Annotated in this window: 19 protein-coding genes; 6 read left to right on the forward strand and 13 right to left on the reverse strand. The window is 53.4% G+C overall.

What is annotated here, in order from left to right:
- The first annotated feature begins 67 nt into the window (after positions 1-67).
- On the forward strand, positions 68-1,990 hold the full coding sequence (locus tag TGAM_RS10720; RefSeq protein ID WP_015859716.1) for a S16 family serine protease: 1,923 nt from the start codon (positions 68-70) through the stop codon (positions 1,988-1,990).
- Here TGAM_RS10720 and TGAM_RS10725 read toward each other — a convergent pair.
- Together TGAM_RS10725 and TGAM_RS10730 are read right to left on the reverse strand one after the other, a co-directional pair.
- Entirely contained in the window at positions 1,987-3,249 is a 1,263-nt protein-coding gene (locus tag TGAM_RS10725; RefSeq protein ID WP_015859717.1) for a phosphoadenosine phosphosulfate reductase domain-containing protein, read from the reverse strand. The genes TGAM_RS10720 and TGAM_RS10725 overlap by 4 nt on opposite strands.
- Positions 3,250-3,332: 83 nt before the next feature.
- Entirely contained in the window at positions 3,333-3,935 is a 603-nt protein-coding gene (locus tag TGAM_RS10730) for a class I SAM-dependent methyltransferase (protein WP_015859718.1), read from the reverse strand.
- A 56-nt stretch (positions 3,936-3,991) separates the two neighbouring features.
- Here TGAM_RS10730 and TGAM_RS10735 point away from each other — a divergent pair, with 56 nt between their 5' ends.
- Positions 3,992-4,630, forward strand: coding sequence for a hypothetical protein (locus TGAM_RS10735; RefSeq protein WP_015859719.1), 639 nt, complete (start codon positions 3,992-3,994; stop codon positions 4,628-4,630).
- A gap of 52 nt (positions 4,631-4,682) precedes the next feature.
- Complete coding sequence (locus TGAM_RS11085; RefSeq protein ID WP_015859720.1) at positions 4,683-5,120, forward strand: emp24/gp25L/p24 family protein; 438 nt, start codon at positions 4,683-4,685, stop codon at positions 5,118-5,120.
- Between the two features lie 160 nt (positions 5,121-5,280).
- On the opposite strand, the gene TGAM_RS10740 is transcribed toward TGAM_RS11085, so the two are convergent.
- Genes TGAM_RS10740 through TGAM_RS10750 form a run of 4 tightly spaced genes read right to left on the reverse strand, consistent with a single transcriptional unit; the run spans position 5,281 to position 6,281 of the window.
- The gene (locus tag TGAM_RS10740; protein ID WP_015859721.1) at positions 5,281-5,595 is read right to left on the reverse strand and encodes a nucleotidyltransferase domain-containing protein; all 315 of its coding nucleotides are present in this window, start codon (positions 5,593-5,595) and stop codon (positions 5,281-5,283) included.
- On the reverse strand, positions 5,571-5,777 hold the full coding sequence (locus TGAM_RS11385) for a HEPN domain-containing protein (RefSeq protein ID WP_337998402.1): 207 nt from the start codon (positions 5,775-5,777) through the stop codon (positions 5,571-5,573). Before TGAM_RS11385 ends, TGAM_RS10740 begins: the two co-directional genes overlap by 25 nt.
- Complete coding sequence (locus TGAM_RS11390) at positions 5,771-5,962, reverse strand: HEPN domain-containing protein (protein WP_238516213.1); 192 nt, start codon at positions 5,960-5,962, stop codon at positions 5,771-5,773. Before TGAM_RS11390 ends, TGAM_RS11385 begins: the two co-directional genes overlap by 7 nt.
- Entirely contained in the window at positions 5,946-6,281 is a 336-nt protein-coding gene (locus TGAM_RS10750; RefSeq protein ID WP_015859723.1) for a DUF2103 domain-containing protein, read from the reverse strand. The genes TGAM_RS11390 and TGAM_RS10750 overlap by 17 nt, the downstream gene beginning before the upstream one ends.
- Before the next feature lie 80 nt (positions 6,282-6,361).
- Here TGAM_RS10750 and TGAM_RS10755 point away from each other — a divergent pair, with 80 nt between their 5' ends.
- Both TGAM_RS10755 and TGAM_RS11395 read left to right on the forward strand, forming a co-directional pair.
- The gene (locus tag TGAM_RS10755) at positions 6,362-6,634 is read left to right on the forward strand and encodes a UPF0175 family protein (protein WP_015859724.1); all 273 of its coding nucleotides are present in this window, start codon (positions 6,362-6,364) and stop codon (positions 6,632-6,634) included.
- A gap of 266 nt (positions 6,635-6,900) precedes the next feature.
- Positions 6,901-7,107 carry a DUF3368 domain-containing protein gene (locus TGAM_RS11395; protein ID WP_015859726.1) on the forward strand — a complete coding sequence of 69 codons (207 nt, stop codon included), beginning with the start codon at positions 6,901-6,903 and terminating at the stop codon, positions 7,105-7,107.
- Here the strand turns inward: TGAM_RS11395 and arcS are convergent.
- The 3 genes from arcS to TGAM_RS10775 all read right to left on the reverse strand — a co-directional run bounded on the left by arcS (position 7,085) and on the right by TGAM_RS10775 (position 11,618).
- Positions 7,085-8,791 (reverse strand): archaeosine synthase subunit alpha, encoded by a 1,707-nt coding sequence (gene arcS / locus TGAM_RS10765; RefSeq protein WP_015859727.1) that lies wholly within the window; start codon positions 8,789-8,791, stop codon positions 7,085-7,087. The genes TGAM_RS11395 and arcS overlap by 23 nt on opposite strands.
- A 5-nt stretch (positions 8,792-8,796) precedes the next feature.
- Positions 8,797-9,702, reverse strand: coding sequence for a coiled-coil protein (locus TGAM_RS10770; protein ID WP_015859728.1), 906 nt, complete (start codon positions 9,700-9,702; stop codon positions 8,797-8,799).
- An 80-nt stretch (positions 9,703-9,782) separates the two neighbouring features.
- Positions 9,783-11,618, reverse strand: a complete 1,836-nt coding sequence (locus TGAM_RS10775) for a metallophosphoesterase family protein (RefSeq protein ID WP_015859729.1) — start codon at positions 11,616-11,618, stop codon at positions 9,783-9,785.
- 96 nt (positions 11,619-11,714) lie between these two features.
- Here TGAM_RS10775 and TGAM_RS10780 point away from each other — a divergent pair, with 96 nt between their 5' ends.
- Positions 11,715-12,068 (forward strand): cupin domain-containing protein, encoded by a 354-nt coding sequence (locus TGAM_RS10780; protein WP_015859730.1) that lies wholly within the window; start codon positions 11,715-11,717, stop codon positions 12,066-12,068.
- Here the strand turns inward: TGAM_RS10780 and TGAM_RS10785 are convergent, their stop codons facing one another.
- The 4 genes from TGAM_RS10785 to TGAM_RS10800 form a co-directional block, all read right to left on the reverse strand.
- Positions 12,069-12,593 carry a signal peptidase I gene (locus tag TGAM_RS10785; RefSeq protein WP_238516214.1) on the reverse strand — a complete coding sequence of 175 codons (525 nt, stop codon included), beginning with the start codon at positions 12,591-12,593 and terminating at the stop codon, positions 12,069-12,071.
- A 64-nt stretch (positions 12,594-12,657) separates the two neighbouring features.
- Positions 12,658-13,071, reverse strand: a complete 414-nt coding sequence (locus TGAM_RS10790) for a hypothetical protein (RefSeq protein ID WP_015859732.1) — start codon at positions 13,069-13,071, stop codon at positions 12,658-12,660.
- 195 nt (positions 13,072-13,266) lie between these two features.
- Positions 13,267-14,541: a tRNA (N(6)-L-threonylcarbamoyladenosine(37)-C(2))-methylthiotransferase gene (locus TGAM_RS10795; RefSeq protein ID WP_015859733.1), complete on the reverse strand. Its 1,275-nt coding sequence runs from the start codon at positions 14,539-14,541 to the stop codon at positions 13,267-13,269.
- Positions 14,542-14,576: 35 nt separating this feature from the next.
- Positions 14,577-15,092, reverse strand: coding sequence for a CDP-2,3-bis-(O-geranylgeranyl)-sn-glycerol synthase (locus TGAM_RS10800; protein WP_015859734.1), 516 nt, complete (start codon positions 15,090-15,092; stop codon positions 14,577-14,579).
- Positions 15,093-15,182: the final 90 nt, after the last annotated feature.

The following is a 15,182-nucleotide window of genomic DNA, read 5'->3' on the forward strand; positions in this document are numbered from 1 at the left end:
GCTTTCTAAATTCAGCGAACCGAAATCCATTTAACAAAACCACTTCACTTAAACCCGGTGAGGAGTAATGAGAAAAACGTACGCCCTGGCAGCGGTACTGCTACTCATCTTCTCGATACTGCCAGCGGTGGGGGCCCAATGTCCCTGTGAGGGGCACACGATTGTTCTCAAGGCACCAGCTGTCTCAAGAACCCCCGATGGAAGGCTCGTTGGAGTGGCCACCAACTTCGTAATAACGGTAGCCCCGGGAAGCGGGCACGTGTACCTTGAGACGTGGCCCCTGGCGGAGGTTGACATGCAGGCGAGCGCAAGGCTGGCAACGCAGATAGCCGGAGAGGTCACTGGGAAGGACATGAGCAAGTATGATGTTTTCATACAGGTCAGGGCGGACTCACCGATCATAGGCGGCCCCTCCGCCGGAGGAACTATGACCGTTGGAATAATAGCGGCACTTGAAGGCTGGAAGGTCAGGGACGACGTCATGATGACGGGAATGATAAACCCGGACGGCACGATAGGGCCCGTCGGTGGGATCCTCGAGAAGGCCGCGGCGGCCGCGTCCGTTGGGGCAAAGCTGTTCCTCATCCCAGAGGGCCAGAGGATACAGATGGTGCAGGAAAGCGAGGAGAAGAACATAGGGGGCATAATCCAGATCACGACGAGAACGAGGAAGGTCGATGTGGCCCAGTACGCCAAGGAACGCTGGGGTCTTGAGGTCAAGGAGGTAAGCGACATCTACGACGCCGTCTACTACTTCACGGGACACAGACTATCAAAGCCACAGGTACCCCCCAACATCAGGATAGACACTGCTTTCCTCATGGATGATGCCAAAAAGGACTATGCCAACACCACAGCTTACTACGATCTCGTTCTTGAGAAACTCAAGAAGAGCACCGTAGACTACGAAACCTACGTAACCCTGAAGGAGGCCCTTGACCAGGCGAAGGGCATACTGAACTCCTCGAAAGAGGCCCTAGACGAGGGAATGTACTACACCGCCCTGAGTAAAGACTTCCAGGCGAGGATCATCATCAGGCACGTCGATTGGTACATGAACGTCCAGAGCGTCCAGGACGTTGCCGAACTGCTAAACCGCGTTAACGCGTACATCAACGGGACGGAAAGATACGTCTCGGGAATGGAGATAAGGGGCATGACGATGCTCCAAGCGATAGCAGCGGCCGAGGAGAGGGTCGAGCAGGCCAAGGACATACTCCAGGACGCGTGGAAGAACTTCTACAACGGTGATTACTGGGACGCCGTTGGAAATGCCGCCTATGCCTACGAGAGAGCCGACACTGCTCGCTTCTGGGCGTCCCTTGGAGAGCGCTTCGCAAAGGGGGACGCTATCGAGAGGGATGAGCTGAAGGACACCGCCAGAAACTACATCGACGAGTCCAGCCTGATAGCGACCTACATAGAGTCCATGTACGGAGACGTCGTCGGCAGCTCTCTCAGCGACACGATCCAGAAGGCTGAGGAGTACTACGACGACGGAAAATACTCGGCGGCGATATTCACGGCTATGGAGGCCAGGGTTAGGGGCGAAGTGTTCCTCGACACCCTAGGCATAGACAACGTTACCGTGCTCAGGGACAAGCTGGAGCAGATGAAAGAGGCAGCCAAAACGGCCATAGGACTCGCCCAGATGAAGGGGATAACCCCACTCCTGGCGATGGCGTACTACGAGTTCGCTGAGAGCTACGAGAAGGGTAACGGTATAGACGACATCCAGAACGCAATGATATTCTATCAGTACGCGAGAGAAAGCGCAGGTGTCTTCCTGCTGAAGATAAACTCAAGTGAGGTAACGTGGACCAACCCTATGGGAAGTGAAACGGTGCCCTCGACCACGTCGAGCACGAAAGCAACCGGCACAAAAACCCCGAGCACAACATCGAGCACCGGCGTTGGAATAACCTCAGTCTGCGGGCCGGGAATAATAGCGCTCTTCGCGCTCCTACCCCTGCTCCGGAGGAGGGATTAAGGGGAGCTCCTCCACTCCCTCCTTTTGAGCAGTTGTATCTCCCAGTCGGCAAGGCTTGGGCAGATCGTGCATCCAAGGCGGTAGAATCCCTCGTAATAGAGGGGATGAAGCTCAAGACCCCTCTCCAGAACGAAGAGCTGAACCATGAACCCACTCCAGAATTTTATCGGCATAACCTCGAGAAACGTCCCGAACTCGGTCTTTCTCTCAACTACCGGCGGTTTGAGCCTTCTCCTTGCGCTCTCCCCATCCCTGTCCCCGAGTACGAGAACTGGATCCTCAAATTGAGAGGCGACGGAGTAGAGTGCCTCAACTTTCTTCCGCGTGCACCACCTGTTTGAGTGGGTGGGCATGCCGTACTTCTCGATTGGCATGGGAACGTCGACGCGGATCAGATCCACGCCGATTTTCCTGGCGGTTCTCTCAACGTATTCATCGGTCAGGGGCATCTCGTACTCCATCCTGACGTAGACTGCAGTCACATCCCCGAAGACCTCCCTGGCCAAGATCAACGCGGCAGTTGAGTCCTTGCCCCCGCTCCAAGGCACGAGAACGTCACCGCCCTCAAACTGGCGCAGGAACTCCTTAGAGGCTCCTGCAAAAGCCTCAATATAATCCCGGTTGAGTTCAATGAGGCGCCGAAGGGAAACGTTCTCCGAGTGGGGGATCCTCCAGAGAATTTCCGTCGGAAAACCGAGCTTCTTGCTGACTTCCGCAACAGCATAGGGGCCGGAGTAGTAGGTCTCCCTGTTCATAAGCTTCCTGAGAACGAGGGAGTTCTCACCGAGTTCAAGGCCGAGGAGTTCTCTCATGGCAGTTCTAAAGCCCTCACCAACAGCCAGGTATACATCGTAATCGGGGTGGAGCTCTATTCCCAATGGGTTCTGCGGGTCGAGCGCGTAGCCCTCTTCCCACCTGAAACCCAACCTAAAGCGGGCCTTGATCTCCTCGATATGAGAGTAAAGCTCATCAACGCGCATGTTCCTGACGCGCTTCGTTCGGAGGGATCTCGCGTAAAAGGGCTTTCCCGATTCCCTCAAAACAGGAAGGAGCTCCTCCATAAGATCCCTCTCCTTCTCACCGAGGAGGAGAAGGGGGATGTAAGGCCCTTCGAGGGCTCTCTCAAGGTTCTCAAGGACTTCTTCCTTGGTCCTTCCCCCACCGAGGCTCTCAACCTTCAAAAAACCGCCGTAGTTCCTCTCGTTTATGTACTGCAGGGCCTTCGCATCCTTTCTGGCTCGGGCTATGAGTGTGAACATGGTAGTAGTTAAAAGGGCGCAACTTAAAAAGTCTTCCAGCCGATGAGGAGAACTCCCTAACCTGAGCCATAATGAAACCGGCTTCACTGAGGCTTCCGCGCGACGATTAAACGGACGATTCCGCGGTAATAGCGCTCCTCACGCTCGATTTCAAAGTGCTTCGAGACCAGTTTATGAGTCTCCCTGAGAGGATCGTCATCGAGGAGCAACTTCAACGGCAACTTCAGGGGGAGGAGGAAGAGGTAATTCAGTAAAGCTGAATCGCTCTTCGTGTGCTCAAGGAAAATAGCCCTTCCACCGGGCTTCAGGACACGGAGGATTTCCCTCATTCCCCTCTCGGGATTTGGAACTGTGCAGAAAACGAAGGAGCTCAGAACGGTGTCAAAACTGCCGTCGGGAAAGGGAAGCTTCTCAACGTCGGCAACCTCAAAACAGGCGTTCAGGTTAAGCCTTCTGGCTTTTTCCAGGGCGATTTCAATGACCTCAGGAACGGCATCAACGGCGCAGAGCTCAACGTCCTTCGGGTAATAGCGCAACGTTTTCCCAACGCCAACGCCGACTTCCAGAGTTTTCCCCTCCACAAAGGAAACCGCCTTCTTCCTCAGCGGACAGAAGAACCTGTCGAGCGGTCTCTCAAGGATCTCGTAGTGCCGGGCAATGCGCGAGTACTTCTCCCTGAACGACATGGCCCAAATTGGGAAGAGCTTTTAAAAAGTTGAACCCAAAGCCGGGCGGTGAGAGCATGCCGTACCTCGTAATCGAGCACCTTGAGGAGATAAGCAACTGGGTCTGGCTTGAGTACAGGCACGCCAGCGAGTGGTGGAAGAATAAGCTGATTTTCACCAACGTCCTGCCCGAGGAGAGGGAAAAACTCGCAAAGCTCGGGAGCGTCATAGGCGAGAGCGTTACGCGGTTCCCTTTTGACCGCTCAAAAATCATAGTCCTCGACCTTCAGGCGGAGGAAGAGCTGAAGCCGGAAGACATCGATGATGACACGATAATAGTCGTCGGCGGAATCCTCGGCGACGCCGTTCCGAGGGGAAGAACGAAGGAGTTCATAACGTCGAAGATGAAGGGCGTTAAGGTCAGACACATCGGGAAACCCCAGTTCTCGATCGACGGTGCAAGCATAGTGGCCAAGCTAATAGCGGACGGCAGAAGGCTGGAGGAGATTGAGTACGAGGAGAACCCGACGATTAAGCTGGACGAGTTCAGCGAGATAACGCTCCACTACGCGGTTCCGAAGCTGGACGGGAAGCTTTTGCTCACGCCGGGCCTCATTGAGTTGCAGAAGAGGGAACTCGGCTACACCGAGGCGGACGAAGAAATAAGCGACGAGGAGCTAATCGAGTTCTTTGAGGGGAAGAGGGAGCTTGCTTAATTGACCACAATCTTTATCAGTGCTAACAACAATAACACAATGAGGGATAAATGTGACTAGAAGCACCAAGCTCTTAATTGGGATCATTATTGTTGTTATCATAACTGCCGTAGGAGCGTTCCTTATATTTCTGTCCCCAGAAACCGTCAAAGAATCTGTTCCTCACGAAAGAACGATACTCATAGCATCAGGAACTTATTACATAAGTGCTGGCAATGCAGAAAAATTCAGTTTTAGTGTTCCATATGGGGCTAGTAATATTCGGGTTAAGTTAAACTTCAGAGTCAAGGGGGGTTCAGGAAATGACATTAAGGTTAAAATCATCGATTCCACGGGTCATGTGATTTACAATAGTGGACAGATATCAGCGACAAGCACCACGATTAGACTCCCTGAAGGAGGAACTTATGAGCTAATACTAGACAATACTTTCTCGTTTGTGTCCTCTAAGGAAGTTACACTTTCAGCCCGAGTGTGCTACATATCTTGAGTCTCCTCATCTCACACCTAGATTTGCTCTCTAAAAACAAGGTAACTATCCATATCAAATTCAATTACTTAATCACGACCTTTAGAGAATCATAGCTGATTTCCAATGTTCTCCCTTTATAAGGATGTAATACCTGGAGAGGGTGAGAAAAGCCCACTTTTTAAACCATCAATCCCTCTCTCAGTGCTTCTCTAACGATCCCGAGACTTTTCCTTTTCCTCTCAAACTCCTCCGGAGTATAGCAGAGGATCTCAAAATCCCCGACGATCCCGACATCCCAGAGGGCCCTCAGAACCTCGCTCGACCTTCTGGTGAAGTGCTTTCCCCTGAAGGCTTTGGAGACCACGATGATGTCGTAGTCACTGTCCTTGAGGTAGTCCCCCCTTATCCGGGAGCCGAAGAAAACAACCCTCGCATCGGGGTAGCGCCGCTTTATAACCCCGGCAATTCTCAGAGCCCAAGCTTTTCCCTGCAAAACTCGATCACCTTCTTAGCTTTTTCAAGATGTTCGACCGCCATTCTCCTGTTGTATATCCTTGTCAGAACCTCGTTCGCAGCGTCTGGATACCTCGTGACTATGTATTCCGAGTTCAGGTCAAGAACCGCGTCGATGATGTCCTCATCTTCAACGCCGAGCTCCTTAGAAAGCCTCAGCAGACTGTGAGTTTTGGGGGAAACTCCCTCTTGACCTCAATGTAGAGGGCCTTCAGGGCCTTCTCAGCGGCCTGTTGGGAAAAGAACACGCTCGCGTAGTATCTCTTCACATCAATGAGTGCTTCGGCTGTTTTGAGGTCTTCCAGCGCCTGCTCCCATAGGAGACGTGCCTCATTTCTCATGGCCATCGAAGTTATTTGCTCGGAGATGATTTAATCCTTTCTCTCTGAAAATCGTCTCTATATTCCTCCAGACACTCTCCCTATCGGCCTTGTCAACGACGAGAAAAACCTCCTGAACCGAGCCATCGCTCTTGGCGACGAGCTTCAGGCCTGTCTGAGTCTCCCGCGTCACCTTGATCTCAAAGCCCCTGGAATCGCTCGCGTAAATCCTCCCAGGGATTACCTTCTTGACGCCGGGAATCGAGGCTATTTCTTCGAGCGGTTTCTCAAGTCCCTTGAGGAAGTGGTGCTCCCTCTTGACGCCTTTGCGGAAGTGCTTGGGCATGGGAGTAAATTCAAACCGAGACTTTTAGTTCTTGCGCAAGGCCTAAGTTATCCTCGGCGTCAAACTAAATCGGTGAGAGAATGGAGGAACTATGGATTGTCAAAGAGTTTGAAAAAGTTGCAGAAGTGATGCCTGAGAGGGCTCTAAACCTGATAAAGAAGGACCCCGACCTTTTAAAGGAGATAGTAATCTCAGCGTATCTTGATGGAATCATAAGTCTCGGAAAAGCCGCAGAGGTCCTCGGGGTAACGAGAGAGGAGCTTATAGAGGAGTTTAAAAAACGGGGAATCCCCATTAGAGCCCCTGACAGGGAAGACGTTCTCTCAGAAGTGGATGTCATAACGTGTTTGTAGTGGACACAACGGTGTTGTCCAACTTTGCAAAAACGAATTCGATGGGCGTTCTCGGGAAAATTCTCGGTGAAACAGCGCTAACAACTCCCTACGTTGTTGAGGAATTTATGGTGGGAGTTAGCGAGGCAGGTATCCTCCAGTTGAAATCCCTCTACCCATCACAGAGCTCACTTCCGAGGAAGAAAGATTGTACAGACTCCTCCGCGCGAAGCTGGGAAAGGGAGAGGCGTCCTGCATAGCCGTCGCAAAACACAGGGGGGTTAATTTTGCTCAGCGATGATTACGACGCACGAAAGAAAGCGAGACTGCTCGGGATCAAAGTGTCGGGGACGATAGGCCTTCTCGTGCTTGGGGTCAAGAGAGGAGTTCTAACGTTGGAAGAAGGCAACGGGTTGCTGGAGAAAATGATTGAAAAGGGCTTCTACTCTCCCGTGAAAAGACTTGAAGAAGTTATGCCCGCTTTCTCACCTTGACGGCGACGCCCTTCTTCGCCCTAACCATTTCCTCCCCAGAGAGAACGGCCTTTCCGACGCCCACAACTCTATCGTCGCGGACGACGCCGACTATGTCGTCTGGCCTTATTTTCTCGTCGGCCTCGTTAACTCCGACCGCGAAGACGTCGCCGCGCAGGTCGAAGTCAATCTTCACCCAGTAGGCTTTGAGCGAGTCGTAAATCCTCTGCATTCCGAAGGGCGTGACGCTTATGACGCCATCTCTGAAGGTTCCCGTCTGCTGGTTTTCAACGAAGATGCGGAGCATCTTTGAGCCCTTGACGTGGCCGTTATCGGGAAGAACCACCTCGCCAGCGCCGGCGCCAAAGTAGAAGTCGAAGACCTTCCTAATGTTCTCGAAGTAGCGGTACGTCCTGTCCTCCTTCGTCCCCTCAAGGTGGAACTCCCTCAGGGTCTCGGTGAGGGATTTCAAGCTTTCCTTGCTCGTCGTTCCGTTCTCAACGCGGGTGAAGATTATCTCCCTGCCCGAGAGCTCGCCTGCGAGCTTCGCTATCTCGACGTAGGCTTCATCGAGGTGCGCTATTATCGGAACGTCCTTCGGGTACTTATCGAGGGTCTTTGCCAAAAGCTCGGCCGCCGGCTTTATCTCCTCCTCGCTCCAGTGGCCGGTGACAACTATGTCGTACTTTGCCAGCCACTCCCACTCCCTCGGAACCACGCCAAAGGGCGAAGTGAGAATCAGCTCGTGGACTTTGCTGATTCCAGAGCCTAAAGCTTCTTTTACAGCCCTGCGGTAGAGCGTGTGGCTCCTTGAGAAGGAGTAGGGCTTCTTGGCCGAGCATGGGAAGAGAAGGACCAGCTCGGTGTTCCTTGGAGGGGTGAAGCGCTCGAGGACGCGGGAGTGCCAGCGCTTGACCTCGGGCCTCCTTATGGAGGCGTCGCTGATGAAATAGACCGTCTCCTTCTGAATCGGCGTGTACTTCTCAAGATAATCCGGGTGCTCCAAATCCGCTATGCGGAGTATTCCCTCGTGGTACTGGGTGTAAAACAGGTTCTCCACGAGGTAGCGGAGCTTACCGCTCTCAAGGGCCTTCCTCACGAGGAGTATCGTCTCCCTTGCAAAGTCAAGGGAGTTCGGCTCCTTCCCCCAGAGGAACGGGCTGTACTGGGTGAATCCCTTGCCCTCGAAGTCGTAGAGCTTGAGCGAGCGCGTGTCGAAGGCGTCAACGCCGAGGTAAACTGCTAACGGATAGAAGAACGGCTCCAAGTCTGCTATAATAATCAGGTTGGGGAACCTCTCGCGGAGCGCGCGGAGGATTTTAACGAAGTAGCGGTACTCCTTGACGAGGATTTTGGAGTTGCCGAGGTAAACCACCTCGAAGTTGTACCGCTCGATTATCTTGAAGAACTCCTCGAGGTACTCGATTCTCCTCAGGGCTGGAAGGTAGAAGGCGTTGAAGCCGTCATAGTTAACGCTCCAGAGCCTTCCGAGGGCCTTCTCGATGACTTCAGCGGGAGTGTAAAAGCCGAGGGGGATTGAAGGGGCCAGGTTGAAGTCGTAGTCCCCAGGTTTGTCCGGATGGAAGAAGGAGTTGAAGGGCGAGAGCGTAAAGTCTACCCCGACCAAGGCAGGGGTTCTGAAGGAGTAGTCTCCTAAGCGGACTAACCCCAGCCTTCCAGGACCTTCGTGTTTGATGACTTCCATTGGCATCACACGAGGTTGTAGCGCTGGAGCAGGAGGAGCTCGTCGAGGGTGAGCTTCTCACCGCGCTTGAACTTCTCAAGGGCCTCGACTGCCTTCTCAAAGCTGCTGTCCTTCCTCGCACGCATCTTGGCGACGAGGCGGTAGGCGATGAGTTCCTTGTGTTTCTCGTCGTACTCGCGGATCTTTCTCTCGATGGCCCGGAGTTCCCGCCTTACTTCCCTGACCTTCTCACGGAGCTCGACGACCTTGGCGTGGTACTCGTCGGCTTCTTTCTTGACCTCGTCCGCCTGGGTAAAGGCCTTTATCATCATCTCGTGGAACTGCTGGCTCTGGTTTGCCAGCTTCTGTATCTCAAGGCTTATAGCCCTCCTGGCCTTCTTGAGCTGATCGACCTTCTTCCTCGTCTCAACGAGCTTCTTGTGGAAGCGATCCGCCTGCTGGATTATCTCGAGCTCGGTCGCGAGAACCTGTATCTGATCGACGATCTGCTTCTCCCTCTCTGGAGTGATCTTGGGGTTGGTCTGGAGCTCCCATTCGAGCTTTTCGATTCTCTCCTTGATCTTCTCGGCAGGCATGTTGAGCCTTCTGAGCTGGTTGTACTCGTCCCTCTTGGTTCTGTACTCAAGTATCTCCTGGTAGAGGAGGTCGAGCTTGGCGTTGATCTCCTCACGGTTCTTCTTAAGCTGTTTTATCTGGGCGTTGATTTCATCCCTCTTAGCTTTGTACTCCCTGCCCTTCTGACGGAGCTGCTGCACCTCCCTGTTTTTCTCGTCCCTCTTTTGAATCCAGCTCTGGAGCTCTTTTTCAAGCTCCTCGAGCTTGGCCCTTATCTCGTTCCTCTCCTTCTCAAGGGCCTCGATTTCCTTCTTGATTCTCTTTATCTCTTCTGGATCCACTTTGACCGTTGGCATCGCTCTTACCCCTCTCCTCATTTTTAGAACAGCCCGTTCTGGAGGGACAAGGAAAAAAGTAAATAAAAACTTTTTGGCCGTCACTCGACCCTGACGAGTTTGACCTCGATCTCCCCACCGGGGCCCATCGAGAGCATCGCATAGCCGTAAAAGCCCCCCTCGTTCGGATCGGTAACGTATAGAGGGGCCCCTGCACCGCCTGTTATGATCATCTGCACACCCTCATGCTCCCCATACCAGTTGAGGTGGATGTGGCTGAAAATTCCGAACGCGTTGTACTCCCTCATAAGAGCTAAGAGCTTCTCGGCGGAGTTGTGGTTCATGCTGTGATCCCCGTTAGGCCTCGGATCGTAGGGCGGAGCGTGCATGACGATAACGGCCCTTCTTCCGGTTTCGTTGGCCATCTCAAGGGCGGCCTTGAGGGCCTCCCACTGGTGTGAGCTGAGGGTGTAGCCGTTCTCGACGTCATTCATGAAAACGTAGACGTAATCTCCGAGAACGAAGCTGTAGTCCTCGTCCGGACCGAAGAGGTAGTGGAATATGTTCTTGCCCTCGCCCTGGTATTCGTGGTTGCCGGGGGTCAGGAATACGGGCTTGTTCCACTTCCAGACCTTCATGAGGTCGACCCACTCGCTAAGCCTGCCGGAATAGACCAGATCACCGCCGTCGATCACAAAGGCCCCGCTTCCGTTGTTAACCTGATCCATTATCTTGAGGAAAACACTCGGAACCGGGTCGTTCCTGTGGGCCGGTCTGTGATCGCCCAGCGCGAAGACGGTGTAGTTAGAAACCTCCCTCGGGCGCAGAGTGAAGCCCGATGTCGAGTTGAGCTTTATCCACGTCTCTCCGACCTCGGCGCACTTAGGATAGTCCACGTAGGCCGGGTTGATGTTCTCAATGACGTAGGTAAGCTCGGCCCCGGAAGGCTTAACCGAGACGCTGACGTTGAAGCCGAGTGCCCGTATGTAAACGGTGGATCCGTTCACAAGCCTTATGAAGCCCCCACTGACCGTCACGTTTTCACCTTTGACGACGCGCCAGTAGTAATGGAAGGGCTCCTCATAGTAGAGAGGATAGTCCTCAACGAACTCGGTTCTCTCGACGATACCGTTCCAGTTCACGTCGCCGATCTCCTTGAGGAAGAGGCCCTCGAACTGGCCGGAACGGAGGACGTAGAGGCTTGGGACGTCTGAGTAAGAATGAATCCGCGAGAGCTCTCTGAGGGCGAGACCAACGCCGGCCCTGCTCGTTCCGGTAAGGATGAGCTTCGCCCCCTCTTCGGAGTTGAAGACCGCTATAATTCCCTTGTCAGGGCCAACGAAGTGGTAGCCGTTCCTGTAAGCAACGTAGCCGAAGTAGTCAACCTTCTCAACCCTAACCCTCTTTCCATCGAGCTCCTTAACTGCCAGCTCCGGCGGGAGAACCGCTATCCCCCACCTGTAGTCGGAGAGGTCCCTGACCTCGGCGTCCGGGAAGTACGCCTTGACGAGATCGAAGTACCCTGGAACGGTGTAGATCGGCTGGCCTTTGAAGATAGTCCTCCACTCACCGATAACCTGCCCGGTCTTTCTGAACTTGGAGAAGTCTATCTTAACGGCCGCCGGTGTTGGCGTTGTCGTGGTTGTCGTTGTAGTTGTGGGAATGGTGGCTGTGGTCGTCGTTGTGCTCGATATTGTTGTGGTGGTCGTTGTCCTTTCAGAACTGGAGGTGGTCGTAGTGGTAGCTGAAGATGCCGAGGTCGTTGTTGGAGAAGTTGTGGGAGTTGTGGTTCCGTGCGTGGTTGTTGTGGTGGAAGAACCAATCTGCTGGCTCGTTGTTGGTTGGCTCTTTTCACCGCCCCCGCCGAGGCAGCCGGCCGCGATCGTTCCCAGAAGGAAAACTCCCAAAAGGAGCACCGCCAGCACCTTTCTTTCCACGAAAGTTCACCCAATTGGATAAACGAACCGGGATTAAAAGGCTTTGGTATGCACAAAGTCTAAATACCAGCCCGAGAAAGTTAAAACGGTGATACCATGTTCGTCGGACACTACCTTGAGGTCCCCGAGGAGGAGACGGGTTTTGAGGGCGTAACGATAAGGTGGCTCGTTTATCCCAAGCTTGGGGCAAAGAACTTCGCCATGCGCTACTTTGTCCTCAAAAAGGACTCGGAGATCCCGATACACCAGCACGACTGGGAGCATGAGATATTCATCCTGAAGGGAGAAGGGATAATCACCAACGGAGAGGAGGAGCACCACGTCAAGGCCGGAAATTTCCTCTACGTCCCGCCCAACGAGCCCCACGGCTACAAGGCTTTGAGCGAGACCTTCGAGTTCCTCTGCCTGATCCCAGCAAAGAAGGAAGCAATACCCGAGGACAAGTGGTGATCAGAACCGTCCCCTCCCGGGCCGCCTCGACCGTCTGAGCATGTACATATCCCGGGAGCGCCTGAGGACTATTGCAGGCCCCTTTGACGGTTTTTCCTCTTCTTCCAGCAGGATTTTAACGAGCTCATACCCGATGATGGCCATGAGACTCAGTATCAGGGCCGTTATTATCAAGGGCAGGTAGTAGTAAAGTCTCCCAACGTAGGGGATCACGAAGAGCAACTTTCCAACAACCTGATCCGGATAAACCCTCCAGGGATCGGTGTACTTCCTGTTGTCGCCCTTGGTCACGTAGTAGATCCTCCCCTCCTGATCCGTCCTGATTGCGACGACCCTGTGAATTATACGGTACTCTGTTCCGCCGAGCTCGATGCGGTAGAGGACAACGTCCCCGGGGTGGACATCTCTGGATGGATAGATAACAACGAGGTCACCGGGGTTTATATTCGGCTTCATGGAATCGGTGAGAACAACAACGTACTGGAAGCCGAAGGAGAAGTGCAGAACCGCGACGAGAAGGGTCACGACAAGAAAAAAGGCTGAAAAGAGAGAAAGTACTTTGGAGCGGAGGGTCATTCAGGGGCCTCCATCACTGCTGTGGCCCAACGAGGACGACGGCGACCTTATCCATGTTTTTAATTTCGACACTGCTACTGAAGTGTATTTCAACAGCTGTGCCTGAATTAAGGGCGGAGTTCAAGGTTTGACTACCTTGGGCAATCAAATTTTCACTTGAGTCATAAACCTTAACGTATATCGTTGTTCCGGAGTCAAGATTCTGGTCGAAGGAGACCGTTACTCCCGCCACATAATCTGGATTACTGTCAAGAATCCAGTTGACGTTTGCATTGGCGACTCCACCAGGAACTGTAATCTGCTGAGGACCTCCTTCACCTATGTTCTGGATGTGGAGGTTAAACGTTGGTACTGCCAGCGCCGCACCAACCATCAGGAAGACCAGAGCCCCCAGAAGGGGCAGGGCCTTTTTTAGCCTCCTGTTCACCTTTCATCACCTCGATTGGATCCTCTCGAAATTTTACGCGTTTTTGATATTTAACGTTTTTTCTCAAACTGGTTGTAAAATTTCCAAGTAGCATAATTAAACCCGGACAATCTCCAGACCGCATTAGACAAACTCAAAAAAATCCGGGTAGTATTGGGATAATTTTCAAATGACCAAAGAGCGAATGTAAAAAATTCATTCGGTCTTGCCGAGCAGATAGGTCGCGGTGGCGCGCTCGACCTTTACCCTGACGAAGCCCCCCGCCTCGCCCGAGTCGAGGATTATATCCTTGTAGTTGAACGTCCTGCCCTCGATTCCACCCTTCTTGCCCGGACCGTGAACGAGAACCTCAACGGTTCTGCCGACGTAGGCCCTGTTTATCTCGTATGCTATCGCGAGGCGGAGCCTGTGAAGCTCGCGGGAACGCTCCTTGACGAGCCAGCCGGGCAACTGCTTCCACCTTGCCGCTATCGTCCCCGGCCTTGCCGAGTAGCGGGAGACGTTAATCTTGTCCGGCTTAACACGCTTTACAAGCTCAACCGTGTTCCTGAAGGCTTCGTCGCTCTCCCCGGGGAAGCCAACTATGATATCAGTGTTGAGGTTCAAGTCCGGGATCTTCTTCCTGAAGGCATTAACTATCTCCTCAAACTCCTCGACGGTGTATGTTCTCCCCATTCTTCTAAGGATTTCGTTATCTCCACTCTGAACTGGCAAATGCAGGAACTTGTAGATTTTCTCGTCTTGATAGGCCTCGATCAGCTCGTCGAGGAACTTCAGAACGTGGTTGGGGTTCATCATGCCGACCCTGACGCGGAAGTCGCCTTCAATGGCCGTTATCTCGTCGAGGAGCTCTGCCAGATTAGTCCCGATATCAAAGCCGTAGCAGCCGGTGTCCTCGCTCGATAGAATAATCTCCCTGTACCCCCTCGATACGGCCTCCCTCACCCATTTGATTACGAGTTCGGGTTTGTAGCTCTTCAAAACACCCCTCGCGAAGCGTGTCGCGCAGTAGGTGCAGGCGTTCAGACAGCCCTCACTTATCGGGACGACGAAGGAAACGCCGGGCTTCCAGAGCCTCGGGAGTTCGAGCTTATCTGGATTTCTCTCGCGCCAGCCTTCAACGCTTATCAACTTCTCCCCACGTTCCGCCACGCTTATCGCCTCGGCGATTCTGTCTATGCTTTTGACACCCAAAATTCCTGAAACGCGGGGGTCTATTGCCTCGGGATTAACGTGAACGAGACATCCAGTGGCGATTACCTTCTTTCCAGAATCGAGGAGCTCCCTAATCCTCCTCACCATCTTGAGCTCCGTGGGGTCTTTGACTGCACAGGTGTTGACGACGACGTAATCGGCCTTATCCGGGCCCTCGGCTAACTCATAGCCGGCTCTCAGGAGTATCGCTTCCATAATCTCGCCGTCTGCCCTGTTCCTTGAGCAGCCGTAGCTCTCAACGTAAACTCTCACCATCGGAGCGGCTCTCCCCGGTCGGTTTAAAAACCTCACTACCATGGAACGCTCTTCCAGCCCATTTTGTAAGCGAAGTAATTGGCACCCCAGTGGACGAGCGGTGTGAATATCAGGAGGAACAGCATCTGGCCGGATGAGATAGTCTTCACCGGATAAGCGAAGGCGAGCGCGCTTATCAGGAATCCCAGCTGGTCGAGGCCAACAGCCGGGTAGCCTCTCGGGAGGTTCAGACGTCTCTTTATGAAGCTCCCCACTAGGTCACCCATGAGCGCACCAAAGGACAGCAGAAACGCCAGAAGGACGGCAGTTTTCAGGGAACCGTAGAAGGCGGGGGTTAGGTAATACTGAAGGACTCCAACAAGAGTACCGACGGAAACCCCGCCGAGGAAACCCCTCCACGTCTTTCCATCTCCCAGAATTCTGTTCCCGTCACGCCACTTCCTTCCACCGTCTATTGGCCTGCCTCCCCCGAGCAGAACGGGGGAAGCGTTGGCGAAGTACGCCGGGAGGATGTACCACAGGGCCCAGAACATCGATGAGAGTGCCCCCATTGATTTCACCGGTGGGAGTTGAGCGGGCCGTTAAAAAGTCTTCCGGTGCAAAGCCTTTTAATATAGCGGGAGAGCTAAGGGTCGGTGAGA

The sequence above is a fragment of the Thermococcus gammatolerans EJ3 genome (assembly GCF_000022365.1).
In the GTDB taxonomy this organism is placed as follows: domain Archaea; phylum Methanobacteriota_B; class Thermococci; order Thermococcales; family Thermococcaceae; genus Thermococcus; species Thermococcus gammatolerans.

Coding starts and splice junctions, on each gene's coding strand:
- TGAM_RS10720 (WP_015859716.1), top strand. CDS start 68: ATGAGAAAAACGTACGCCCTGGCAGCGGTACTGCTACTCATCTTCTCG.
- TGAM_RS10725 (WP_015859717.1), bottom strand. CDS start 3,249: ATGTTCACACTCATAGCCCGAGCCAGAAAGGATGCGAAGGCCCTGCAG.
- TGAM_RS10730 (WP_015859718.1), bottom strand. CDS start 3,935: ATGTCGTTCAGGGAGAAGTACTCGCGCATTGCCCGGCACTACGAGATC.
- TGAM_RS10735 (WP_015859719.1), top strand. CDS start 3,992: ATGCCGTACCTCGTAATCGAGCACCTTGAGGAGATAAGCAACTGGGTC.
- TGAM_RS11390 (WP_238516213.1), bottom strand. CDS start 5,962: ATGGCCATGAGAAATGAGGCACGTCTCCTATGGGAGCAGGCGCTGGAA.
- TGAM_RS10750 (WP_015859723.1), bottom strand. CDS start 6,281: ATGCCCAAGCACTTCCGCAAAGGCGTCAAGAGGGAGCACCACTTCCTC.
- TGAM_RS10755 (WP_015859724.1), top strand. CDS start 6,362: ATGGAGGAACTATGGATTGTCAAAGAGTTTGAAAAAGTTGCAGAAGTG.
- arcS (WP_015859727.1), bottom strand. CDS start 8,791: ATGGAAGTCATCAAACACGAAGGTCCTGGAAGGCTGGGGTTAGTCCGC.
- TGAM_RS10770 (WP_015859728.1), bottom strand. CDS start 9,702: ATGCCAACGGTCAAAGTGGATCCAGAAGAGATAAAGAGAATCAAGAAG.
- TGAM_RS10780 (WP_015859730.1), top strand. CDS start 11,715: ATGTTCGTCGGACACTACCTTGAGGTCCCCGAGGAGGAGACGGGTTTT.
- TGAM_RS10795 (WP_015859733.1), bottom strand. CDS start 14,541: ATGGTGAGAGTTTACGTTGAGAGCTACGGCTGCTCAAGGAACAGGGCA.
- TGAM_RS10800 (WP_015859734.1), bottom strand. CDS start 15,092: ATGGGGGCACTCTCATCGATGTTCTGGGCCCTGTGGTACATCCTCCCG.